Genomic DNA, 21,768 nt, shown 5'->3' with positions numbered 1-21,768 from the left:
GGTGGCCTTATGCGGCTGGGAACAACGGCGATCACGTGTAGACATGAGAACCTCCGCGAGAGGAGCCGCTATGGCCGAGAATAGGTTTGATTCCGGCGAGGCGCTGGTGGCAGCGCTGGCTGAGGGGAAGCTTCGGTCCGATCACCAGTACACTGGCATGGTCAAGGCGTCGGACAAGGACAAATACGTCGCGTTCGCTCCGGGCTCCTGCGACAGTGGATGGATAGACGTTCCCGCTGAGGTCATCGGGAAGATCGAAGTAATCGATCAAGTGCCCTGCCGCGAGCACAGTCATCCGCTTGTTCGCATGCAATTTAAACTCGATGAGTCGAATCCCCTGCATGTGATGGCTGGCCAGCTGATCGCATCTGCCAACTCGCGGCTCTCCGCTATTCAGCCTGGTCATCTAGCCACGGCTACCAGGTCGGCGACCTCGGTCCAACGCGACCTGCCTTCGGCGGAGTTTTATTGGGAAGTGTCGAGTAGTGTGGGCGGATGCGGCCTAGGCGGCGCTAGCTTGACTATCAGGAGCGACGGCAGTGCGTCATGGCGAGGCGTTGTCAACTCGATCTACGACAACGATTCTTATTGTGTAACACTGTCATTCTTTAACAGTGGTGGTCGCGAGCTATTCGCCTGGCCGAGATTCTGCTCACAAACGTTGACGCAAGACCTACAGGTATGGAGAAATGACAACCTCGCTTTCCTGCCACGATTCTTCGAATCGATTGCGATTGTCAACAGGCGTGACCATTGTTGAGAGGCGCGACGGTCCTGGGTGCGTTCGTTGTTGATCACGGAGTGAAGTCTCAGCGAGTGTTTGAGAAGTTGATCTCGGTCGGTGTGGCTGCGTGATCTTTCGTGGTGGTTCGGTCAGGATCGCTGGGTGACTCGGCCGTCGCGATAGCCCTTGGACCTGACCGATGACGAATGGGTGCTGGTAGAGCCGCTGCTGCCACCGCCCGGTGAGGGTGGCCGGCCGGAGAAGCACTCACGGCGTGCGGTCGTGGATGCGGTGCTGTTAGGCGTCATCTCATTTGGTTCGGAAGCCTGTTGGTCGTGGTTTCGATCGTTGAGCGGCTGGTGCCGGATGAGTTGTGGGAGCTGTTCCAGCGGGTGGTCCCGGAGGCTCCGTCGCGGCCTCAGGGCGGCGGCCGGCGCAGGCATGGTGACCGGGAGGTGCTGGCCGCCATCGTGTTCGTGGCCACGTCGGGATGCACGTGGCAGCAGCTGCCGTCCGCGTCGTTCGGACCGTCGGGAGCGACGGCTCACCGACGGTTCGCCGAGTGGTCCAAGGCTCGAGTATGGGCGAAGCTCCACCGCTTGGTCCTCGACGAGCTCGGCGCCCGCGGCAAGTTGGACTGGTCCCGCTGCGCGATCGACTCGGTGAACATGCGGGCCCTGAAAAGGGGGAGCTGACAGGCCCGAATCCTGTCGACCGGGGCAAGTACGGCTCGAAGGTCCATCTGATCACCGAGCGCACCGGTCTGCCCCTGTCCGTCGGCATCTCGGGGGCGAACCTGCACGACAGTCAGGCGCTGATCCCACTGGTCAAGGGAATACCGCCGATTCGCTCCCGGCGGACGCCGACGGCGCAGACCGGGCAAGCTCCACGCCGACAAGGGGTACGACTACGACCACCTGCGGCGATGGTTACGCGAGCGCGGCATCAGGCATCGCATCGCCCGCAAGGGCATCGAGTCCTCAACCCGCCTGGGCCGCCACCGCTGGACCATCGAACGCACCATGTCCTGGCTCGCCGGATGCCGCAGACTGCACCGCCGCTACGAGCGCAAAGCCGAGCATTTCCTGGCCTTCACCAGCATCGCATGCACCCTGATCTGCTACCGCAGACTCACCAAATGAGATGGCGTCTAAGGGTTGTCCTGTAACGATCTTGGAGTGGGGGGCAGTGCCTCGGGCCACTGGGCCCCGCTCGCCCATCCGGCGAGAGTGTGGTGCAGGCGAGCGATGCCGAGCACGGCGTGATGGACACCGTCGCCTTGAGGCGGCAGTCGCGGATGGCCTTCCAGCCGACCCTATGCGCGAAGGTGTGCTCGACGCGGGACCTCACCTGGCCCGGCTGCCTCTGGCATGGGCCCGCTCCTGGCGCAGTGGAACCAGATCCGCCGCAACCGCGAGCCGCTCGCGCCAGAGCTGCTCGTGGTTGCGGCGGACCTGTCGGCGGACTCTCCGCCGCTGAGTCAGCGGCCGTGACGGTTCAGGCGGGCGTGGAGCAGGTTCGGGTCGGTGGTGGTGAGGTAGGCGGCACTCGGCACGTAGACGTCCTTGCCGCGGATCGCCACCGAGGTGGGATTCTGCAGGCCGTCGGAGGCGTCCAGGACGGTGGTGCTCGTACCGTCGGCCGCGATGCGTACCACCTTGCCGGGCCCGTTGAGCGCGGCGAGGATCTCGTTTCCGCTGCCGGTGAAGGCGAAGTCGTCGATGCCCTGCAGGCCGGTCGCCCGGACAGTGGGTGTGCCCGCGCGGTGGCCGTCGCGGAGGGACAGACTCACGACGGTCCCCTGGTCGAGGTTGGTCACCCATAGGGCACCCTCGCGCACGCGTGCGCCGTTGACTCCGAGGAATCCCTGCGCGGCGAGCTCCGGTGCGGTCGACCAGGCCGTCGCCCGTCCGCCGTTCTCGGGGACCGACCATATGGTGCCGAGGACCGAGTCCGTGATGTAGAAGGAGCGCGAGCGGGGATCGAAGGCCAGGCCGTTGGGCAGGCCGTCGGCGGGGAGGGCGGCGATGCGTTGCGGCGTCGCGGATCCCGGCCTCAGTCGCCACAGTCCGGTCAGGTCCGCGGTGCCGGTGGCGTAGAGGAAGTAGAGGGTTCCGTCGTCGGCGCGGAAGAGGCCGGTGGTCAGGGGGAAGCCGAGCACCGGGGTGTTGACGCCGCCGTCGGAGGGATTCGGCAGGGTGGCCAGGACGTGCGTCACGCCGTGTCGGTCGATGCGCGCCACCTGGCGGGCTGCGGCGAAGGTGACGTCCACGGAGCCGTTCGGTTCAATGACGGCGTTCTCCGGCATCTGGCCCTTGGCCAGATCGAAGTGGGTGACCACCCGGGCCCGGGACAAAACCGCGGACCCGGCCGGCCCGGGAATCGCCGCGGCGACCGTGGAGAGGGAGAGGCTTACCGCGGCGGCGGCGAGAACGGCACTCATAAATCTCTTCTTCATGATTCCTTCAGGTTTTGGGCATGCCGAGGCGACGCTCGGCAAGGGGGATGGAAAGAACGGGCGTGGCTGACCGAGGGCTCAGCTCTCGCTGCGGACTGCCTGGTCGTGCGCCGCGGGCTGCGCGGCCCAGCTGTCGTCCCGGCCGGAATGGATGGTGCGGGCGAGGAGGGCGAGTGCGTGGGCGGAGGCCGAGTCGGGTGCGGCAGTGACCATGACAACCCGCTGGTCCAGTTCGGCCTGGAGGGTCTGCTGGGTCACCTCGATCGAGCCCACCAGAGGATGCCGCATGGTGTAGACCGCCACAGGGCAGGCGCGGACCCGGTGGTCACCCCACAGCGATTCGAACTCCTCGCTTTTCAGCATGAGGCGACCGATGAGTGAGGCCATTTTCGGGTCGTCCGGATGGCGCCCGGCCGCAAGGCGCAAGGTTCCCACCACATCGCGTGCCTTCTGCTGCCAGTCCGCGTACAGATCCCGCGTATGGCCGTCGCAGAACACCAGCTCCGCCATGTTCGGCCGGTCCGCGGGCCGGTCCGGGCTCTCGGGGTCGAGATGCCCGGCGAACAGCAGGTGCCCCGGCCGGTTCCAGGCCACGACGTCACACCGCTGACCGAGGACGACAACCGGCACATCGGTCAGGGCCGACACCAGCTGGCGCACCGAGGCCGCCACCTGCTCGGGCGGCACCCGGCGCGGCCTCACCGGACGTCGTTGCGCCGCGGCGAGATCGTGCAGGTGCAGGCGCTCGGCTTCGTCCAGGCACAGAGCGCGGGCGATGGCTTCGAGAACCTCCGGCGAGGCGTTCGACGAACGCCCCTGCTCGAGCCTCGTGTAGTACGAGGCACTCACACCCGCCAGGAGCGCCAACTCCTCACGACGCAGCCCTGGCACCCGACGCGTCTCCCCGTACGTGGCGAGCGCCACGTCCTCCGGCCGCATCTGGGACCGGCGTTTCTGCAGGAACTCCCCGAGGGGCCGCTTTCCGTTCATGACTCACAGTGTCGTGTGCCGCTTCGAAACCAGCCATCCCCTGCCATGGCTAGGCAGCGGGTGGTCAGCTGCGTTTCCCTCCCCGGCTGAAGCCGGGGATACCCACGCAAGATCAGGGATAGTTGCCGACCGCGCCGGCGCTGCGCCGGGTCCACCGGATCCTGGACCGGTGCCACCGAGAGGGTCTGGAGGCTTGTCGTCACCGGGTTCCTCCGAGGTTGCCCCGGCCTTCAGGTCGGGGAGGGTGAGGGTTTCGCTGTGCGGCGACGACCTCGTGCGCATTCAGCAGAAAGCGTTGGATCGTTGCCAGCTCCGTGTCGGAGAAGGTCCGCGTCGCTGCGACGACCTCCGTGATCAGCGGTCCGAAGAACGACTGTCCGAGGGCGACTGCCCGTTCGTCAACCTCGAGCAGCACACGGCGTCGGTCGCGGCTGTCTCGTTCGCGCCGCACGTGGCCGAGTCTTTCGAGCCGGTCGACCAAGGCAGTGGTGCCCGCAGAGTTGAGCCCGAGCTGCCGCCCCAGCCAGCCGGGCGTCGCGTGGGTGTGCACCCGAGCGGCGTCCAACAGGCAGATCAGCGCACGCAGATCGGTCGGGTGCAGGCTGTTGCGTTGCGCGAACTCGGCTCCGAGAAGGTCGAGTTCGACGGTGATGGCACGTAGCTGCTGCACCACCCGCAGTCCGGGCCCTCCCTCATCCATGTGGATCCGCCCTTCCGTGATCGGTCCTGCATGCATAGTATCTCGTTCGGCGAGATACTTGCTCAGCGACCTATTTCTCCGAGGGCGTCCCATGGCAGAAGACCTGACTCGGTTTCTGGCGGCGTACGACGCAGTCCTGGACCACTGGCCTGTGCCCGGCGACCGGATGGACCTGCCGTCGGTGTACGGCACGACGCGGGTCACCGCGTGCGGCCCCGTGGACGGGGAGCCGCTGGTGCTGCTGCACGGTGGCGGCGCCACGTCGGCAGTGTGGTTCGCCAACGTGGCCGACCTGAGCCGCACCCGGCGCGTCTACGCCGTCGACCGGATCGGCGAGGCAGGTCGCAGCCTGCGCGGGGGCCGCCCCATCCGTGCCGTCGACGACCTTCTCGACTGGCTGGACGGGGTACTCGACAGCTTGGGCACGGGCCGCGCCGACCTGTGCGGGCACTCCTATGGCGGATGGATAGCCCTCACCTATGCGCTGCGCACGCCGCAGCGGGTCCGCAAGCTCACTCTCCTCGATCCCACTCAATGCTTCGCCGGATACAAGGCCGGGTACCTGCTGCGCGCCCTGCCCATGCTCATCCGGCCCACCGCCCAACGGGCAGGCGCGTTCCTCGCTTGGGAAACCCATGGCGCGGAAGTCGACCCCACATGGCTGGACCTGTACAGGCTCGCCGCCGAATTCCCGCGCGCGAAGGTCGTCGTGGGCAAACGCCCGAGGCCCCGGCAACTGCGGAGCTCGACGATCCCGACGCTGGTGCTGCTTGCCGGAGACAGCGGGGCGCACGACATCCGGCGCGTCGAGGCGGCGGCGCGGCTGCATCTGCCACACGTCGAGACCGCGGTACTCCCCGGCGTGTCGCACCACAGCGTCCCGTTCGCCCGGGCCGCCGCGCTCAACAGCATTCTTCTGGATTTTCTCGGCAAGCCGTGAACCGGGGTGGGAGATTCCTCACGGCTCCAGCATCACCGAAGGATGGATCGGGCTCACTCATCTGACGTGACCACGGCTTCCTCCCGCCTGCGGAGAACCGGGCGTCCCGTGTACCCAGGTCGGACACACACCGGCCCGCTGGGTAGCCGTCGGAGACCGGAGGGCCCATCCCGTACATCGACCCGGAGTGGTGCTGCGGTCGTCGATGATCTGGTGGTTCACCGAACCCCACGTTTCGGATTGCCGAGTCCGTCCCGGCAACGCGTGCGGGTGAGCCGATGGGACCCACCCGCCCGTCACCTTCCGTGACTCCTGCCCGCCGTCAGTCAGACTGCCGCTTGCCGTGGTAGCGCTGTGCGAGCCGCGCAAGAGCGACCGCGCCGAGCAGAAGGCCGAAGTCGCGCAGCGCGATGTCGTAATACCCGGGGACGGTCAGCAGATCGACGATGATCCCGGCGAGCCATCCGGCCACCAGCCAGCCCCCGAAGCGCGGGGCGAACGCGACGGCAAGGCCCGCGACGATCTCGATCACTCCGACCGCGTACATGGCCGCCTGGGCGCTGCCCGGAACGACATCGTTGATCCACGGCGCCAGGTAGGTGGGCCAGTCCACGAGCAGGTTGGCGAACTTGTCGAGCCCGAACAGGATCGGCGCCACGGTGAACCCGGTGCGCAGGATGACGAACGCCTGATAGCCGGGATCGTTGAGCATTGCCCGCCGGGAGGCGGTGGATGCGGTGGTCGTTGTGGTTGCGGACGACATGACGCCCTCCTTCTATCGACAACTTTCACTAACGATAGAAGCGCGGATATCTTCTTTAGTCAATCGCTATGGGTTTTACACTGGTGTTCGTGGACCACTCGAAGGAAGCACCCCGTCCCGGCGTCTCCGCCGTCGCCGCGCTCGACGAGCCGACCCGCAGGAAGCTCTACGACCACGTCGTGCGCCAGCCGGGACCGGTCAGCCGCGACGAGGCCGCCGAGGCCCTGGGCCTCGCCCGACAGACCGCGGCTTTCCACCTGGACCGGCTGGCTGACGAATCACTGCTCGACGTCGTCTACGAACGGCGCAGCGGACGCACCGGCCCGGGAGCGGGCCGGCCCGCCAAGCTCTACAAGCGCTCCGGCAAGGAGGTCACCGTCAGCCTGCCCGAGCGGCACTACGAGCTGGCCGGACGGCTCCTCGCCCAGGCGCTGGAGGACTCCGAAGCCACTGGTGAACCGGTCCGTGCAGTCCTGCACCGAAAGGCCCACGAGCTGGGCACAAAGCTCGCCGGACCGGGGCAGGCAGACGTGTTCGCCGTCCTGGAAGAGAACGGCTTCGAACCTCGCCGTGACGGTGACGCCCTCGTGCTGGGCAACTGCCCCTTCCACGCGCTCGCCCGCGAACACACCCGGACGGTGTGCGGCATGAACCTCCACCTGCTGCGCGGCGCGCTGGAAGGACTCGCCGAAAGCGGCCTCCAGGCGCACCTGGCGCCCAGTCCGGGTCACTGCTGCGTCCGTCTGGAGCCGGCCTTCTCACCGCCCACCAGCGTGCTCCCATCCTGAGGCATGACGCCCCGCCCCCGTGGTTCGACCCTGCCCCTGCCCCTGCGCGACGCCCTGATCTGCCGTGACGACACGCGCAGGGCGGGAGCGATGTCATCGCCTTCTTGTCGATCGCGCTGTGCTGCGGTCCGCGCGCCACGACAACGCTGCAATCCTTGTGTGAAGGTAATCGTGACTGTGGGGGATGCGTCAGGGGCAAGGCCTATCGGATGGTGGTAGTGGTGACTGTGGCAGACGGCGACTCCCCGAACCCGGCAGAGGGGGCGCCGGTCCCCCGGGTTCTGTTCGACACCGGAACGCTGGCGGCGCTCGGACCTGCATCGACGGGCGCGGTGTGGCGGCTGGCGGAGCCCGCCCGGCAGCTCGACGCCAACATCGTACGAATCCCGCCGGATCAGCGCGTCGAACCCCACGTCGAACCGGACCTGGACGTTGTCCTGCTGGTCGTGGCCGGAGACGGCGCCTTGATCACCTCCGACGGACCGTGCTCCCTGACCGAAGGCAGCCTCACCTGGCTGCCCCACGGCTCCACCCGCGGCCTGGTCGCGGGCGAGCGAGGCATGTCGTACCTGACCGTTCACCGGCGCCGGCCCGGCATGCGGATCCAGCCCGCCGGACGCGGCCGGGATCAGGGGGCCTCCGGCTAGGTGGGGTTGACCCCGCAAGCGGTCACTGTTCTTGGTACCTCAGGGCGCTGTCCGCGTAAGCGCCTGTTTGCACCGTCGGCCCGTCGGTGAGGACTTCAGCATCTCGGCGCCGCCGACGGCGGCCTGCGTCCGCTGCGTGCCCCCGGACGATCACCGCGTCCCGCGCGCCGACCGGGGACACGTGCGGACGGCGGGCGGCGCCCACCCAGGCCTGCGCACGAGCGCGTTCGGCGGGCGGCCACTTCGGCCTTGATGCTGGTGGGCTCCGTATTCAACTGGCGCCCGTTCACACAGGAGTCCAACCGGCTGGTGACCTTGCGTACGCGCCGGCGTGCACGGCTTCCGATCCCGCGCGTCTCCTTCGTCAACTACGGCCAGGGGCCTGCGAGTCCGCTGTTAGATTCCTGCGGTGAGCGAGCAACTGCCCAGTGGCGGCATCGAGCTGTCACCCGACGAGATCGAAGGCCTCCACACCAGGTGGTCATCCTGCTGGACCCCGAGTGAGGTCGCGCAGCAGTTGGCCGGGGTCGGCCCGCCCTGGTACGTGGCCGCAGGCTGGGCGCTGGACCTGTTCCGCGGCAGGCAGACGCGCGCTCATGGGGACATCGAGATCGCGATTCCGGCCGCGGGCTTTCCTGAAGTCCGCTCCCGCTTCCCCGGATACGTCTTCGACGCGGCAGGCGGCGGCCGGATCTGGGAGGACGCCACACCGGAGGTGCTGGCCGGCGTACATCAGACTTGGCTCCGCGATCCGGCCACCGGCAACTACCTGCTCGACGTGTTCCGCGAACCGCACGACGGCGATACCTGGATCTGCCGACGCGATGAGAGGATCCGGCTTCCCTACAGCGACGTCATCCACCACACCCAGGACGGCATCCCGTATCTGGCGCCCGAACTGGTCCTGCTGTTCAAGGCCAAGCACGTCCGCCGAAAGGATCAAACAGACTTCGACGCGACCGTCCCGCACATGACCCCGGCTCAGCGCGAGACCCTGGCCGAGGTACTCGCCCGCGTACACCCAGGGCATCCCTGGCTCGCCGACCTGTAGCCCCCGCAGTCGGTTTCCGACTGAAGCGCACGAGTTCGAACTGATCAGCCCCAGTTCTTCAGGGCCTCGACGGCCTGGCGCACGTCGCGGCGTCCCTCGGCGACGTCGGTTACCGGCGTGATCGCCTCCTGGCTGCCGACCTTGACCCGGATGCCGCTTGCGTGGAGATAGGCGTAGGCGACCTGTGCGGCGAACAACTCGTTCGAATGCTCGAGGGCCGGGAGCCGGCGAGGGCATGCAGAAACGCGGCGTCCCGGTGTGCGCGGCCGGGTAGACCAGGGTCCGCATGACCTCATGCCGATGGCGGGCGACGGCGGCAGCCAGCGCACCGAAATCTGTGACATCGGGATCGCCCGGCACGAGGTTCTGGGCGATATCAAGCAGCCATCGTGCGTCGATGACCGACTCGCCGGCGTCGAGTGGCGGGCCCGACTTCACCGCGCCCCGCTCGGCGTTCCGGTTCCGGCATGAAGTAGCCGCCAACTCCATGTCATCCTACCTATCTTCCCAACGGTACTTTACTTTCACCGCCATTGACAGCCGTGGGCACCCGCTCAATCATTAGACATCCGATGAATTGGAGCCGCTCGTGGGTACATATCCGAGACGTCAGGTCCTGGGCGCCGCGGCCGGAGTCGCCGCCGTCGCAGCGCTTCCCCTCGCCTCAGCCACCGCCGCACACGCCGCCGAACCAGTCGCCGGACACGCCGGGCCGTGGGCTCCCGTCCCCGACCCCGTCCCTGTCCCGCTCAACACCCTCTACGACAACGACGGCGTCGACACCGCCTCCGCACGCGGCGGCGACTTCGACGGCTCGGGCTACACGTTCCCGGGCGAGGAACTCCCCACGGGCCGCGTGCAAGTCGACGGCGTGCCCTTCGTCTTCCCGGCCTCGCCTGCCGGCGCGAAGAACAATGTCGTCGCACTCGGCCAACGAGTAGAACTGCCCGAAGGCCGCTACTTCTCGGCCGTCTTCCTCACCGCGGGCAGTTACGGCAACGCCTCCGGCAGAGCCACGGTCCACTACGCGGACGGCTCGACCACGACCGCCACCCTCGGCGGATCCGACTGGTACGCCACGGGCGGATCACTGTCGGTGCCGTACCGCTACGGACCGGACGGTGCCAGGGACGAACACCCTGTCGGGATCGGCACGTCCGAGTTGTGGCTCGACCCACAGCGCGACGCCGTGGCGATCACTCTCCCGGTGACCAACCCGGCGCAGGCGAACAAGACGTCGCTCCACGTGTTCGCGCTGTCCCTGCAACCTGCCGCTCAAGGCCGCGCGCTGGCCCTGCGCGCGGCCCGGTCCACGAACTCGCTGCTGGAGTCGTCCGGCGCCCAGAGCGTCGAAGCCACCGTCGTCAACGCGGGGACGATCGCCGTCCTGGCCGCGGACGGCGTGTCGGTGGGCGTCGAGGTTCCGGGAGCCCGCACCGTCGAGGCCGCCCGTGTCCGCCGCCTGGACCCCGGTGAGCAGGCCCGCATCCGCGTGGGCATCCGCAACCGTGCGGGCACCGCCCCCGGTACGGTCCACGACGGCTCCGTGACCGTCACCGGACGCGGAACCCAAGCCGCCGCGCAGACAAGCCGGTTGACCCTCGGCGTCGCCGACTACCAGCCCACTGCGTCTTCTCTCTCCGGCCACCAGGCGCCGTACTGGTTCCAGGGAGCCAAGTTCGGCATCTTCATCCACTGGGGCGTCTACTCGGTGCCGGCCTGGTCGCCGGTCGGCAAGCAGTACGCCGAGTGGTACTGGAACCACATGCAGGACCCCGCGAACGCCGTCTACGGGTACCACCGCGAGAAGTACGGCGAGAACTTCGCCTATGACGACTTCATCCCTATGTTCACGGCGGAGAAGTTCGATCCGCGCGCCTGGGTGGAACTGTTCCGGGACGCGGGCGCGGAGTATCACGTGCTGACCTCGAAGCACCATGAGGGCTTCGCGCTGTGGGACACGAAGGTCTCCGACCGCAACTCCGTGAAGATGGGCCCGAAGCGGGATCTCGTCAAGGAACTCTTCGCGGCGTCCCGCCGGTACACCCCCGAGCTCCACCGCGGGCTCTACTTCTCCATGCCCGAGTGGTTCAACCCGGACAACCCCTGGATGGGTCACGCCCCGCGCAATCCGTACACCCTGGAGCCGGTGCCCTACACGGGTTACACCGGGGGCAAGGACTTCGTGAAGGACTATCAGGCCCCGCAGATGCTGGAGCTGATCCAGGGCTACGACCCGGAGCTCATCTGGTGCGACATCGGCGGCGCCAACGACAGCCTCCATGTCCTGGCCGAGTACTTCAACCACGCGAAGAACCGCGCCCGGCCCATCGAGGTCACCGTCAACGACCGTTCGGGCATCGGCTTCCACGACTTCACGACCCCCGAGTACACGACGTACGACAACACGGTCGTCGCCAAGTGGGAGTCCAGCCGCGGCCTGGACCCGTTCAGCTACGGGTACAACCAGGCGACCCCCGACGATGCCTACATGACGACCGAAGAGGTCGTGCACAGCCTCGTCGACATCGTCTCCAAGAACGGGAACTTCCTTCTCGACATCGGCCCGCGTGCCGACGGCACGATCCCCGAGATCATGCAGACCCGGCTGCGCGAGACAGGCCGCTGGCTGCGCACCAACGGAGAGGCGATCTACGACACCACGTACTGGTCCCGGATGGCCGAACTGGGCGAGGACCTGCGGTTCACCATCCGCCCGGACGAGGCCTTCTACATCCACTCCCTGGCCAAGCCGGGCGCCAAACTCACCGTCGAAGCACCGATCCCGATCCGCAGCGGCGACAAGGTGACGATGCTCGGCCACGACCGACCCCTGACCTGGACCCTCAGCAACTCGGCGCTGGTGATCGACGTCCCCGAAGCCGCACGCAAGGCGGGAAAGCACGCGTGGGTCTTCAAAGTGCACTGGCGTGCCTGAAACCCCAGGGACACCCTGCCCGACCGGGGCCGCAGCGGCATGACGCTGCCCGCGACACGGCTGCGGGGTACACGCCGCTGTTGAGCGGCCGCTACACCCGCGCGGCGGAGTGCGAGCAGCATCCGCACCGCCCGCCCCCTTGCGGTCCTCGGCGAGATCGCCGCCGGCACGAACCGCAACGGGGTGGTGGTGCCGACGTGGCTGACCGTGGGGAACCCGGCCGCCACGCCGATGGTCCGGGTGAGCACGGTCCAACAGCTGGACGAGGCGGTTGCCGCACAGTTGCTCGTGGTGCCCGTTCCTCCACCACGACCTATGCCCGGGGCGTCCCCGTCCGGCCCCCGCTTTCGGAAGCGGCGGTTCACTCCGGGTGGTCAGGGCGCTGCGCGGGAGGCGTGCCGCCGCCCTCACCGCCACCCTTGTCACCACGGTCCGTGCCGTGAGCCGGTGCCCCGTGCTGGGATTCCTGCGACGCTTTCAGTTCCCGACTGTCCTGAGGTGTGCTCGCGCCTTTGTCGCTGCGCCGCATCTCGGGCTGCTGTGGATTCGCCATCGCGCTTCAGCCTCTTTTCCCTGTCGGTTTCGGCAGCTGTTCATTCCACTCACGGCGCGAGTTGCCAGACGTGACAGGCGCCAAACGTGTGCCGCTCGAGCCGCGCGGCCAGACCAGGTCATTCGCCACCGAGCCCGAGGAGGTCGCCGGGGCCCCAGGGCGCGCAGGACCAGCGGACGGGACCGCGTGCTCATCGGGCCCCCTTCCCCGCCTGCGTTCTTTTCCCGGCCCGGGCCACGATCGCGGTCGAGGAGCGGCCGTCGAGGTACGGCAGGAGAACCGCCTGTCCGCCCCACTCCTGGAGCAGTGCGGCTTCGGGCAGGTCTGCGCCGGAGTAGTCGCCGCCCTTCACCCAGATGTCGGGGCGCAGGCCGGCCAGCAGCCGTTCGGGGGTGTCCTCGTCGAACACGGCGACGGCGTCGACGCAGGCGAGGGCGCCCAGCACCCGGACGCGGTCGGCCAGCGGGTTCACGGGCCGCTGCGGGCCCTTCCGACGTCGCACCGAGGAGTCGGAATTTACGCAGACGACCAGGCAGTCGCCGAGTCGGCGGGCGGCCTGGAGCAGCCCGATGTGGCCGGCGTGCAGCACGTCGAAGCAGCCGCCCGCGGCGACGACGGTGCCGCCGGTGGCGCGCACGCGTGCGACGAGGTCGCGGGCGTCGACGGCGTCGGTGACGGCCGGCGCGGTGGGGGCGGCCTGCGTGACGGCGCCCGCCCCGCCGGCGCCGACGAACTCGGTCGCCGCGGTCACGGCGCCCTCGACGGCCTCGCCGACCAAGGCCCCGTCGGCCAGCAGCCCGGCCGCGGTGGCGGCGAACCGGTCTCCGGCGCCGCAGGCGTCCCCGTGGTGGGCGGTGCGGGCGGGGACGAGCAGCGGATGATCCCCGTACGAGAGCAGGGCGCCGCTCGGCCCGAGGGTGACCGCGACGGCGGCGACCCGCCAGTGCCGGACGAGTGCGGCGGCGGCCCGGGCGGTGTCCCTCAGGGAGTTCCCGTTGCGCTCCAGGTCGGCGAAGGCGCGTGCCTCCGACCGGGCCGGGGTGGCCAGCCGGGTGCCCGGCGCCGGCGGTCCGCCGCGCGGATGCGGGTCCCAGACCAGCGGTGGCCGTTCGGCGAGGACGTCCCGTAGGGAGTCCGCCGCGCCCCGCCCGTAGTCGGAGACCAGCACGGCGCAGGCCGAGCGGAGCATCTCGCGCGCCTCGTCCGTGGCTTCGTGGACGCGGCCCGCGCCCCGGTCGAGGCGGACCACCGGGCTGTCCTGCGCCAGGACGCGGGTCTTCTCCGGCAGCGCTCCGGTCAGCGGAAGCTCGATCAGCTTCATCTCGGGCGCGAGGAGTTGACGCAGTTCCTCGCTGGCCGGGTCGTCGCCGAGACCGGTGATCAGGGTGACCTCGCGGCCGTCGCGCGCGGCGAGGTACGCGGTGAGCGCGGCGCCGCCCGGCCGCGTCCGCTGCGCGCAGTCGGCGACGACGGGCACGGGCGCGTCGGGGGCGAGGCGCTCGGCGGTGCCGGTCAGGTCGCGGTCCAGCAGCGCGTCGCCGACCACCACGAGGGGGGTTCTGCCGGGCATGTCAGCTCCCTTTCCGTTCCAGGACGGCGTCGAATGCCGCGCACACCATGTGCACCGCGACCAGGTGGAGTTCCTGGACGGTCGCGGCTGAGCCGGCATTCACGCACAGGGCCTCGTCGCTGCCCGTCAGCAGCGGATTCGGAGCCGGTCCGGTCAGCGCCCACACGTGCAGCCCGGCCGCGCGGCCCGCGTCGGCGGCCGACAGCAGGTTGGCGCCGACGCCACTGGTGGACAGCAGCATCAGCACGTCGCCGGGGCGGCCGTGGGCGCGCACCTGGCGGGCGAAGACCGCGTCGAGGCCGTAGTCGTTGGCGATGGCCGTCGTGCTGGAGGTGTCGGCGTGCAGGGCGATCGCCGAGAAGGCGGGCCGGTCGTCGCGGTAGCGGCCGACGAGTTCGGCGGTCAGGTGCTGGGCCTGGGCCGCGCTGCCGCCGTTGCCCGCCGCGAGCATCCGGCCGCCGCCGCCGAGCACGGCGGCGAGATGCTCGCCCCACCGTTCGGTGATGTGGGCGGAGGCCCTGAACGCTTCGAGGGCGTGGAGGAGTTCGTCGCAGTGCCCGGCGACCGGGGATGCCTCTGTGCTCATCACGCCACCTCCGACGGGGTCTCGTCACATGCCGTGACGCGTTGGTACACCTCTTCGACGCCGTCGGCGACGCGCTGCCAGGTGTAGCGGGCCAGCGCGCGTTCGCGGCCGGCCACGCCCATGCGGCGCCGCAGCCGGTCGTCGGCCAGCAGGGCGCCGACCGTCTCGGCGGTGGCCTCTGGGTCGCCCACCGCCACCAGGCGGCCGGTCACCCCGTCCGCGACGCTGTCCCGGTGGCCGCCGACGTCCGTGGCGACGACGGGCACGCCGCAGGCCATCGCCTCCAGCGGCACGATGCCGAACGGCTCGTACGTGGGTGTGCACAGCACGGCGTCAGCGCTGCCGATCAGCGCGGGCATCCGTGCCGGGTCCGTGGCGCCGAGGAGCCGCACCCGGTCGGCGACGCCGAGCCGGTCGGCCAGGTCCAGCAGTCGCCGGGCCTCCGGTTCGGCGCCCAGCAGTTCGGGCGGGGGCCCGCCGGCCACCACGAGTTCTGTGTCGGGTATCCGGGTGAGGGCGCGGATGGCCTGGTCGTAGCCCTTGCGGCGGACGAGTCGCCCGCAGGCCAGCAGCCGGTGCGGCTCCTGGCGTGCCGGGGTGTCCGCGGCCGGCACTCCGGGCCGGAAGTGGTTCACGTCCACTCCGCACGGCACCACGGACACGCGTCGGGGCGGGATGCCCATGTCGGCCAGTTCGAGCACCTCGTCGGTGCAGGTGGCCAGAACCCGGGCGCAGCCGCGGCCGAGCTGCCGCTCCACGCCCAGGCGTTCGCCAGGACTGGTGTCCTCGTGGCCCTGGTGGCGCCGCTTGACGGTGCCGAGGGCGTGGAAGGTCTGCACGACGGGGAGGCCGTGGGGCCGGGCGCCGGTACGGGCGGCCAGTCCGGACATCCAGAAGTGGGCGTGCACGGCGTCCGGCGGCCCACTCTCCCAGACCCGCGCCAGGTACGCGCCGAAGGCCGGCATGTGAGGGAACAGCTCGTCCTTGGGAATCGGTTTCGGTGGTCCGGCCGGCACGTGCTCCACCATGGCGCCGCCGGGAAGGGCCACGCGGTCGGGCAGTCCGGTGGTGTCGCGCCGGGTGTAGACGGTGACGTCGTGGCCCCGGCGTGCCAGCTCCTCACTGAGCCGGGCCACGTACACGTTCTGACCACCGGCGTCGACTCCGCCGAGCGCCGCGAGCGGGCTGGCGTGTTCGGAGACCATGGCGATCCTCATCGGGCCACCTCCTTCAGCAGCCGCTCCCGGTCGACGCCGGGAGCGGCGGCCGGGTCGCGGACACGGCGTTGATGCCACGGATGCGCATGGAGGGTCGCCCCGTCCCGGTGATGGTGGGGCTCGCCCAAGGGCTTCGCGAGTGCCGTGGATGCTGCAGTATCAAATACTTGGAGACAGCTAGGCAGGAAATGGCATCATTTTACACCTTTCGCTAACTATCGAGCACTTAGGGTCATCACACGCAGAGAGTGCGCGAAGGCTGACTGCCGACACCGAAGAATGCCCGGGCCGCCCGGCTCGTTCGCAGATGGGAGCAGGGGCAGGCCGACAGGGCCCGGGCGTGAGCGTGGGCACGGCACGGCAGGCGCGGCCGTCGCCGCCGCGGCCATAGGTGTTGAAGATGCGGACGACGGCCGCGTCGGTGCGGGCCGACAGCGGAAGCCCGGGCCCTCTCCCCCGCCTGACCTCGGCCACCGGGAGCGGTAACCCTTCCGCCGTGCCGGAGTGGTCCACGGCGCGAACCTGGCTACGCGGATCGAACCCACGGTGCCGGGCATCCGGAGCGGATGGGTGTCTTCCTCGCGCTGGCTTCCGCGGCCTGTTACGGCATCGTCGACTTCGCCGGCGGACTGCTGTCCCGCCGGGTCCACTTTGCCGTGGTCACGTTCCTCGGACAGGCTGGCGGCCTGCTGCTCGCGCTCACGGCTGCTCTCCTCATACCTGCGGAAACAGTCCGGCCCGCGGATGTGATGTGGGGAGCGCTGTCCGGTGCCGGCAGCGCCATGGCTATGCATTTCCTCAATCGCGGGCTGAGCCGTGGCGCCATGAGCGTCGTCATACCCGTGAGCGCTGTCACCGGGGTGGCCCTGTCCGTGCTGTGCGGCGTGGGTCTTCTGGGCGACAGGCCCACTCCACTGGCCTGGCTGGGCATCGGCGTCACGGTGCCCGCACTGTGGCTGGTCGCCTCCGGCGGCACGGGCCACGTGGGCCGGAAACACGCCGGCCAGGTGCCGGTGGACGGCCTGATCGCGAGTCTGGGGGTGGCCGTGCAGTACATCGGACTCGCCCAGGCGGATCCGGCGAGTGGTATCTGGCCGGTGGCCGCCGGTCGCCTCGCCGCGGTCCTCCTTCTACTGCCGAGCACCTGGCGGCACACAGCCGAATTCCGCCGGCCCGCCCGGTTATCGGGCTTGGCAGTACTCATCGGAGCGGGAGCAGCCCTCGGCCTCATCCTCTATCTCTGGGCCACCCAACAGCAGATGCTGGCCATCGCTGTTGTCCTGGCTTCCCTGTACCCGGCAGTCCCGACGGTCCTCGGAATCACGGTGCTGCACGAAAAGGTCACCCGGGCACAGACGATCGGCCTGATGAGCGCGGCCGCCGCCGTCATCTTGCTCAGCCTGGGGTGAGCAGTCGGTTCGTCCAGGGGAACAGGGTGTGCACGTCGCAGCGGGCTTCCCTGGCCTCGGGCCAGGTACTCGGGCAGTGGCCACCAGAAGTCCCGGCCGCCGAGCTGATGTCCTCACGCGTGGAGCGTGAGCGGCCTTCCCTGCGGCCCGTCGGCCCCCTCCAATCGGGTGGCGTGCGCCCTCTGGGGAGTGTTTCGCCGCTCCTGGGTACTCGCCGACCGTTCTGCCCGGGGACAGAGAAGTCGGCGGCTTTGCGGGACGGGCCGTGTGAGGCAGGTGGCGGCGGAGGAGGGGTTTGTGGAGCGGACGCGTTGCGGGCCCGGCCGGGTGGACGACGGGTGAGCGCGGCCCGAAGGAGGCCCGCATCGGCCTCGCAGGCGACGCCTGCGAACACCCGGGTCCGTCGGCCCGGGGAGCGCCTCGCGGATGCCGCGGACAGGCGGCTGCCCGCACTCGACGGCGGCGGGCGGATGTTGCGTAAGGCGTTCCCCGATCACTGGTCGTTCCTCCTGGGCGAGATCGCGCTCTACAGCCTGATCGTCCTGGTGCTCACGGGGGTCTGGCTGACGCTCTTCTTCCACCCGGAGATGAGGGAGGTGGTGTACCAGGGGCGTTACGTGCCACTGCGTGGCGTACGCATGTCGGCGGCCTTCGACTCCACCTTGCAGATCAGCTTCGACGTGCGCGGCGGACTCCTGGTCCGGCAGGCGCACCACTGGGCGGCGCTCGTCTTCGTCGCCGCGATCGGCCTGCATCTGCTGCGAATCTTCTTCACCGGCGCCTTCCGCAGGCCCCGGGAGGTGAACTGGGTCATCGGCGTCACGCTGTTCGTGCTCGCTCTCGCCGAGGGCTTCGCGGGCTACTCGCTTCCCGACGACCTGCTGTCCGGCACAGGGCTGCGCATCGCGCAGGGCATCATGCTGTCGATCCCGGTCGTGGGCACGTACGTGAGCATGTTCGTCTTCGGAGCCGAGTTCCCCGGCGAGGACATCGTCCCGCGGCTGTACAGCATGCATGTCCTGCTGTTGCCCGGAGCGTTGATCGCCCTGGTCACGGTGCATCTGATCCTCGTGTTCCACCTGAAGCACACCCAGTGGCGAGGTCCCGGACGGTCGCACCGCAATGCCGTCGGCAAGCCGCTGTTTCCGCACTTCATGGCCTCCTCCGGTGGCCTGTTCTTCATGGTCTTCGGCGTCCTGGCGCTGCTCGGTGGTCTCGCCCAGATCAACCCGGTGTGGGTGTACGGGCCCTACCGGCCGGATCAGGCGTCGACCGGTTCCCAGCCCGACTGGTACGTCGGTTTCCTGGAGGGCGCGCTGCGTCTCGTGCCCCCGTGGGAGACGACCCTCGCCGGGCACACCCTCATGTGGAACGTGCTGATCCCCGCGGTGGTCCTGCCCGCGCTGCTGTTCTTCGTGCTGTACCTGTACCCCTTCGCCGAGCAGCGGTTGACCGGGGAATGGCACCAGGAGCAGCACCTGTGCGACCGGCCGCGGGAACGCCCCGTCCGTACCGGCCTCGGTGTCGCGGGTATCACCTTCTACGGCATCCTGTTGCTGGCCGGCGGCAACGATGTGGTGGCGCAGACCTTCCGGATCTCGCTCGACGCTCTGACATGGGTGCTGCGTATCGCCCTCGTGGCGGCACCGATCCTCGCCTTCCTCCTTACGCGCCGGTTCTGCCAGGCCCTGCTGGACGCCGAACGCGTTCGTTTCGAGGAGGGGGAGGAGACCGGTGAGGTGCGACAGACCCTGGAAGGCGGATACGAGAGCGGACACCGGCCCGTCGACACATTCAGGCCCGGGGCCCCCAGGACCCCGATCAGCCCTGCCGACGGGCGTACTGGAACACCATCCCCACAACACCCCGAGCCAGCACGCCGAAACCGATGAGGAAGAGCCACAGCCCGTAGACCACCCCCATGGACGAGATCGCGAAGCCGAGCGCGGTGACGAACGGCCAGGGGCTCTTCGGCGGGAAGAAACCCAAAGGCCCGGCGGCGTCGGCCACTTCCGCATCCGTGCGGTCCTGCGGACGCCGCCCATTGCGCCGGTACTGCACGGCGCAGAAGAAGCTCACCACGGCTCCCATCAGGAAAGCGACCACCAGGGCAGCCGTCCCGGCGGGATCGCCCGACCACCAGCCGTAGAGCGCGGCCGCACCCGCGAAGAACGCGGCCACGCCACCAAAGAGGAACGCCTCGACCTTCATCGCACCCCCTCCTCTTTCGCCCGCTGGAGGATGTCGGGATGGTGCAGGTCGAACGCGGGCGACTCCGACCGCACGCGGGGCAGCGCGACGAAGTTGTGGCGCGGCGGCGGACAGGACGTCGCCCACTCCAGCCCGCGTCCGTAACCCCAGGGATCGTCCTCGGTCACCCGTTTCCCGTACCGGGCCGTGTGCCAGACGTTGTAGAGGAACGGCAGTGTGGAGACGCCGAGCAGGAACGCGCCCACGGACGACAAGGTATTGAGGAGCGTGAAGCCGTCCGCCGGAAGGTAGTCGGCGTACCGACGCGGCATGCCTTCCTCGCCGAGCCAGTGCTGCACCAGGAACGTCAGGTGGAAGGCCGGGAACAGCAGCCAGAAGTGCACCTTGCCGAGCCGCTCGTCGAGCATCTTCCCCGTGAACTTGGGCCACCAGAAGTAGAACCCGGCGAACATCGCGAAAACCACGGTGCCGAACAGCACATAGTGCAGGTGCGCCACGATGAAGTACGAGTCGGTGAGGTGGAAGTCGAGCGGCGGCGAGGCGATGAGCACCCCGCTCAGGCCGCCGAGCAGGAACGACACCAGGAAGCCCAGCGCCCACAGCATGGGCGTCTCGAACGAGATCGACCCCTTGACCATTGTGCCGATCCACGCGAAGAACTTGATCCCGGTGGGCACCGCGATCAGAAACGACATCAGGGAGAAGAACGGCAGCAGCACCGCACCGGTGGCGAACATGTGGTGCGCCCACACCACCGACGACAGCATGGTGATCGCGATCGTCGCCCCGATCAGCGGCAGATACCCGAACAGCGGCTTGCGCGAGAACACCGGCAGGATCTCCGAAATGATCCCGAAGAACGGCAGCGCGACGATGTAGACCTCCGGATGGCCGAAGAACCAGAACAGGTGCTGCCACAGCAGAGCGCCCCCGTTCGCCGGGTCGAAGATGTGCGCGCCGAACTTGCGGTCCGCCTCCAGGGCGAGCAGCGCGGCCGTCAGCACCGGGAACGCCGGCAGTACCAGGATCGATGTGAAGAGGATGTTCCACGTGAAGATCGGCATCCGGAACATCGTCATCCCGGGAGCACGCAGACACAGAATGGTCGTGATGAAGTTGACTGCGCCCAGCGTCGTCGACACACCCGTCACCACCAGACCCATCACCCACAGATCGCCGCCCACGCCGGGAGAGTGATACGCGCTGTTCAACGGCGCATAGGCGAACCAGCCGAACGCCGCCGCGCCGCCGGGCACCACGAAGCCCGACACGACCATCAGTCCGCCGAAGAGATACATCCAGTACGACAGAGCGTTCAGGCGGGGGAAGGCGACGTCCGGGGCGCCGATCTGCAGGGGCATCACCGCGTTCGCGAATCCCGCGAACATCGGGGTCGCGAAGAGCAGCATCATGATCGTGCCGTGAATCGTGAAGAGCTGGTTGTAGGTGTGCTCGTTCACGAACTGCAACCCCGGTCGGGCGAGTTCGGCCCGCATCGCCAGCGCCAGCAGACCACCGCACAGGAAGAAGGAGAAAGCTGTGACCATGTAGAGACGGCCGATCTCCTTGTGATCCGTCGTCGTGACCCAGCGCAGCAGGATATGGCCCAGCGAGTTCTGGGAAGCGGTCTGAGACCCGGCTTGGTCGGCACGTTCAGAGAGCTCGGTCATCGTCCTCCTCGACGGGGTCTCTCCGGACCGGAGGCCTCCCAGAGCCATGCCACAGAGCGGGGAGGCGGCATGCGAGTGTCCTTGCAGCGCGCTGGGAAACTCGCCGGACAGCCGTATGCGGGACGCTATCGGCGAGACGCCGGGAAAGCCGGCTGCGCCGCGCCCGCGGTCCGCCGTCAGGAAGACCCGCCCGGGTAAGGCGCACGCTGGAGACGCCTCGGCAAGCAGTGAACACCGGCCGGCTCCGTTCGGTGATCGAGGACGGGTCGACGCCGGTGCGCCGCAGTTCCCGGTCGATCTCGTCTCTGGCGCGGGGTGGCTGAGGGGTAGCCGTGGAAGTCCAGCACGACGGGAGTGTCCTGGCCGACAGGTCGGTGAAGTCCCCCTCGTCGAGGCCGTGCGGATGACGCTCGGTGGTACGAGAGCGCACAGATCTACGACGTTGACCTGTCCTGGTGCTCCGGAACCATCCGGCAGCCTCTGTTTCTCCGAGGCCAGGCCGGGTACCCCGGCTCCACGGCGCCCACGCCCGGCCTTGACGGTCGGCGGCAGT

General features: G+C 69.0%; 19 protein-coding genes and 2 pseudogenes. 10 read left to right on the top strand and 11 right to left on the bottom strand.

The genetic code is table 11. From position 1 onward, the window contains the following. Nucleotides 1–70: 70 nt before the first annotated feature. Together ACIPFH_RS41890 and ACIPFH_RS41885 are read left to right on the top strand one after the other, a co-directional pair. Nucleotides 71–760, top strand: a complete 690-nt coding sequence (locus ACIPFH_RS41890) for a DUF6294 family protein (protein WP_401835176.1) — start codon at nucleotides 71–73, stop codon at nucleotides 758–760. Between the two features lie 308 nt (nucleotides 761–1,068). Beyond that, nucleotides 1,069–1,866 (top strand): annotated as a pseudogene (locus ACIPFH_RS41885) (IS5 family transposase). Nucleotides 1,867–1,943: 77 nt separating this feature from the next. On the opposite strand, the pseudogene ACIPFH_RS41880 reads toward ACIPFH_RS41885, so the two are convergent. The 4 genes and pseudogenes from ACIPFH_RS41880 to ACIPFH_RS41865 form a co-directional block, all read right to left on the bottom strand. Next, nucleotides 1,944–2,077 (bottom strand): annotated as a pseudogene (locus tag ACIPFH_RS41880) (IS5/IS1182 family transposase); the annotation flags it as partial. 127 nt (nucleotides 2,078–2,204) lie between these two features. Then, nucleotides 2,205–3,182 (bottom strand): SMP-30/gluconolactonase/LRE family protein, encoded by a 978-nt coding sequence (locus tag ACIPFH_RS41875; protein ID WP_401835173.1) that lies wholly within the window; start codon nucleotides 3,180–3,182, stop codon nucleotides 2,205–2,207. 78 nt (nucleotides 3,183–3,260) lie between these two features. Beyond that, nucleotides 3,261–4,172: a helix-turn-helix domain-containing protein gene (locus tag ACIPFH_RS41870; protein ID WP_401835172.1), complete on the bottom strand. Its 912-nt coding sequence runs from the start codon at nucleotides 4,170–4,172 to the stop codon at nucleotides 3,261–3,263. Between the two features lie 199 nt (nucleotides 4,173–4,371). Then, complete coding sequence (locus ACIPFH_RS41865) at nucleotides 4,372–4,872, bottom strand: MarR family transcriptional regulator (protein WP_401835170.1); 501 nt, start codon at nucleotides 4,870–4,872, stop codon at nucleotides 4,372–4,374. A gap of 91 nt (nucleotides 4,873–4,963) precedes the next feature. On the opposite strand from ACIPFH_RS41865, the gene ACIPFH_RS41860 reads away from it, so the two are divergent. Then, entirely contained in the window at nucleotides 4,964–5,812 is an 849-nt protein-coding gene (locus ACIPFH_RS41860) for an alpha/beta fold hydrolase (RefSeq protein ID WP_401835169.1), read from the top strand. 322 nt (nucleotides 5,813–6,134) lie between these two features. Here the strand turns inward: ACIPFH_RS41860 and ACIPFH_RS41855 are convergent, their stop codons facing one another. Continuing rightward, complete coding sequence (locus ACIPFH_RS41855) at nucleotides 6,135–6,575, bottom strand: hypothetical protein (protein ID WP_401835167.1); 441 nt, start codon at nucleotides 6,573–6,575, stop codon at nucleotides 6,135–6,137. A gap of 83 nt (nucleotides 6,576–6,658) precedes the next feature. Here ACIPFH_RS41855 and ACIPFH_RS41850 point away from each other — a divergent pair, with 83 nt between their 5' ends. The 3 genes from ACIPFH_RS41850 to ACIPFH_RS41840 all read left to right on the top strand — a co-directional run bounded on the left by ACIPFH_RS41850 (nucleotide 6,659) and on the right by ACIPFH_RS41840 (nucleotide 9,061). Continuing rightward, nucleotides 6,659–7,363 carry a helix-turn-helix transcriptional regulator gene (locus tag ACIPFH_RS41850; RefSeq protein WP_401835200.1) on the top strand — a complete coding sequence of 235 codons (705 nt, stop codon included), beginning with the start codon at nucleotides 6,659–6,661 and terminating at the stop codon, nucleotides 7,361–7,363. 221 nt (nucleotides 7,364–7,584) lie between these two features. Beyond that, nucleotides 7,585–8,010 (top strand): cupin domain-containing protein, encoded by a 426-nt coding sequence (locus ACIPFH_RS41845; protein WP_401835164.1) that lies wholly within the window; start codon nucleotides 7,585–7,587, stop codon nucleotides 8,008–8,010. Between the two features lie 409 nt (nucleotides 8,011–8,419). Beyond that, nucleotides 8,420–9,061 (top strand): nucleotidyltransferase domain-containing protein, encoded by a 642-nt coding sequence (locus ACIPFH_RS41840; RefSeq protein ID WP_401835163.1) that lies wholly within the window; start codon nucleotides 8,420–8,422, stop codon nucleotides 9,059–9,061. Nucleotides 9,062–9,105: 44 nt separating this feature from the next. Here the strand turns inward: ACIPFH_RS41840 and ACIPFH_RS41835 are convergent, their stop codons facing one another. Next, entirely contained in the window at nucleotides 9,106–9,258 is a 153-nt protein-coding gene (locus tag ACIPFH_RS41835) for a hypothetical protein (RefSeq protein ID WP_401835160.1), read from the bottom strand. Between the two features lie 103 nt (nucleotides 9,259–9,361). On the opposite strand from ACIPFH_RS41835, the gene ACIPFH_RS41830 reads away from it, so the two are divergent. Next, nucleotides 9,362–9,532, top strand: a complete 171-nt coding sequence (locus ACIPFH_RS41830) for a hypothetical protein (RefSeq protein ID WP_401835158.1) — start codon at nucleotides 9,362–9,364, stop codon at nucleotides 9,530–9,532. A gap of 118 nt (nucleotides 9,533–9,650) precedes the next feature. Next, nucleotides 9,651–11,999, top strand: a complete 2,349-nt coding sequence (locus ACIPFH_RS41825; protein ID WP_401835155.1) for an alpha-L-fucosidase — start codon at nucleotides 9,651–9,653, stop codon at nucleotides 11,997–11,999. A gap of 743 nt (nucleotides 12,000–12,742) precedes the next feature. On the opposite strand, the gene rfaE2 is transcribed toward ACIPFH_RS41825, so the two are convergent. The 3 genes from rfaE2 to ACIPFH_RS41810 are packed head-to-tail and all read right to left on the bottom strand — an operon-like array spanning nucleotide 12,743 to nucleotide 15,925. Further along, nucleotides 12,743–14,122, bottom strand: coding sequence for a D-glycero-beta-D-manno-heptose 1-phosphate adenylyltransferase (gene rfaE2, locus ACIPFH_RS41820; RefSeq protein WP_401835152.1), 1,380 nt, complete (start codon nucleotides 14,120–14,122; stop codon nucleotides 12,743–12,745). A gap of 1 nt (nucleotide 14,123) precedes the next feature. After that, complete coding sequence (locus ACIPFH_RS41815) at nucleotides 14,124–14,708, bottom strand: SIS domain-containing protein (protein ID WP_401835151.1); 585 nt, start codon at nucleotides 14,706–14,708, stop codon at nucleotides 14,124–14,126. Continuing rightward, on the bottom strand, nucleotides 14,708–15,925 hold the full coding sequence (locus ACIPFH_RS41810; protein ID WP_401835149.1) for a glycosyltransferase: 1,218 nt from the start codon (nucleotides 15,923–15,925) through the stop codon (nucleotides 14,708–14,710). The genes ACIPFH_RS41815 and ACIPFH_RS41810 overlap by 1 nt, the downstream gene beginning before the upstream one ends. A gap of 566 nt (nucleotides 15,926–16,491) precedes the next feature. On the opposite strand from ACIPFH_RS41810, the gene ACIPFH_RS41805 reads away from it, so the two are divergent. Both ACIPFH_RS41805 and ACIPFH_RS41800 read left to right on the top strand, forming a co-directional pair. Then, entirely contained in the window at nucleotides 16,492–17,334 is an 843-nt protein-coding gene (locus tag ACIPFH_RS41805) for an EamA family transporter (protein ID WP_401835147.1), read from the top strand. Nucleotides 17,335–17,804: 470 nt separating this feature from the next. Continuing rightward, entirely contained in the window at nucleotides 17,805–19,226 is a 1,422-nt protein-coding gene (locus ACIPFH_RS41800) for a cytochrome bc complex cytochrome b subunit (protein ID WP_401835144.1), read from the top strand. Here the strand turns inward: ACIPFH_RS41800 and ACIPFH_RS41795 are convergent. After that, nucleotides 19,156–19,545: a cytochrome c oxidase subunit 4 gene (locus tag ACIPFH_RS41795; RefSeq protein ID WP_401835142.1), complete on the bottom strand. Its 390-nt coding sequence runs from the start codon at nucleotides 19,543–19,545 to the stop codon at nucleotides 19,156–19,158. The genes ACIPFH_RS41800 and ACIPFH_RS41795 overlap by 71 nt on opposite strands. Next, complete coding sequence (gene ctaD / locus ACIPFH_RS41790; RefSeq protein ID WP_401835141.1) at nucleotides 19,542–21,215, bottom strand: cytochrome c oxidase subunit I; 1,674 nt, start codon at nucleotides 21,213–21,215, stop codon at nucleotides 19,542–19,544. Before ctaD ends, ACIPFH_RS41795 begins: the two co-directional genes overlap by 4 nt. Nucleotides 21,216–21,768: the final 553 nt, after the last annotated feature.

The organism is Streptomyces sp. NPDC088157, from assembly GCF_044741545.1.
Taxonomy (GTDB): Bacteria; Actinomycetota; Actinomycetes; order Streptomycetales; family Streptomycetaceae; genus Streptomyces.
Note: the sequence above shows the minus strand (reverse complement) of the source record. Positions and strands in the feature narration are given on the sequence as shown.

What these genes read in the sequence shown, in the direction of transcription:
- ACIPFH_RS41805 (WP_401835147.1), top strand. Translation starts at nt 16,492, where the DNA reads ATGGGTGTCTTCCTCGCGCTGGCTTCCGCGGCCTGTTACGGCATCGTC.
- rfaE2 (WP_401835152.1), bottom strand. Translation starts at nt 14,122, where the DNA reads ATGCCCGGCAGAACCCCCCTCGTGGTGGTCGGCGACGCGCTGCTGGAC.
- ACIPFH_RS41860 (WP_401835169.1), top strand. Translation starts at nt 4,964, where the DNA reads ATGGCAGAAGACCTGACTCGGTTTCTGGCGGCGTACGACGCAGTCCTG.
- ACIPFH_RS41870 (WP_401835172.1), bottom strand. Translation starts at nt 4,172, where the DNA reads ATGAACGGAAAGCGGCCCCTCGGGGAGTTCCTGCAGAAACGCCGGTCC.
- ACIPFH_RS41800 (WP_401835144.1), top strand. Translation starts at nt 17,805, where the DNA reads ATGTTGCGTAAGGCGTTCCCCGATCACTGGTCGTTCCTCCTGGGCGAG.
- ACIPFH_RS41830 (WP_401835158.1), top strand. Translation starts at nt 9,362, where the DNA reads ATGGCGGGCGACGGCGGCAGCCAGCGCACCGAAATCTGTGACATCGGG.
- ACIPFH_RS41795 (WP_401835142.1), bottom strand. Translation starts at nt 19,545, where the DNA reads ATGAAGGTCGAGGCGTTCCTCTTTGGTGGCGTGGCCGCGTTCTTCGCG.
- ctaD (WP_401835141.1), bottom strand. Translation starts at nt 21,215, where the DNA reads ATGACCGAGCTCTCTGAACGTGCCGACCAAGCCGGGTCTCAGACCGCT.
- ACIPFH_RS41855 (WP_401835167.1), bottom strand. Translation starts at nt 6,575, where the DNA reads ATGTCGTCCGCAACCACAACGACCACCGCATCCACCGCCTCCCGGCGG.
- ACIPFH_RS41815 (WP_401835151.1), bottom strand. Translation starts at nt 14,708, where the DNA reads ATGAGCACAGAGGCATCCCCGGTCGCCGGGCACTGCGACGAACTCCTC.
- ACIPFH_RS41890 (WP_401835176.1), top strand. Translation starts at nt 71, where the DNA reads ATGGCCGAGAATAGGTTTGATTCCGGCGAGGCGCTGGTGGCAGCGCTG.
- ACIPFH_RS41810 (WP_401835149.1), bottom strand. Translation starts at nt 15,925, where the DNA reads ATGAGGATCGCCATGGTCTCCGAACACGCCAGCCCGCTCGCGGCGCTC.
- ACIPFH_RS41865 (WP_401835170.1), bottom strand. Translation starts at nt 4,872, where the DNA reads ATGGATGAGGGAGGGCCCGGACTGCGGGTGGTGCAGCAGCTACGTGCC.
- ACIPFH_RS41875 (WP_401835173.1), bottom strand. Translation starts at nt 3,182, where the DNA reads ATGAAGAAGAGATTTATGAGTGCCGTTCTCGCCGCCGCCGCGGTAAGC.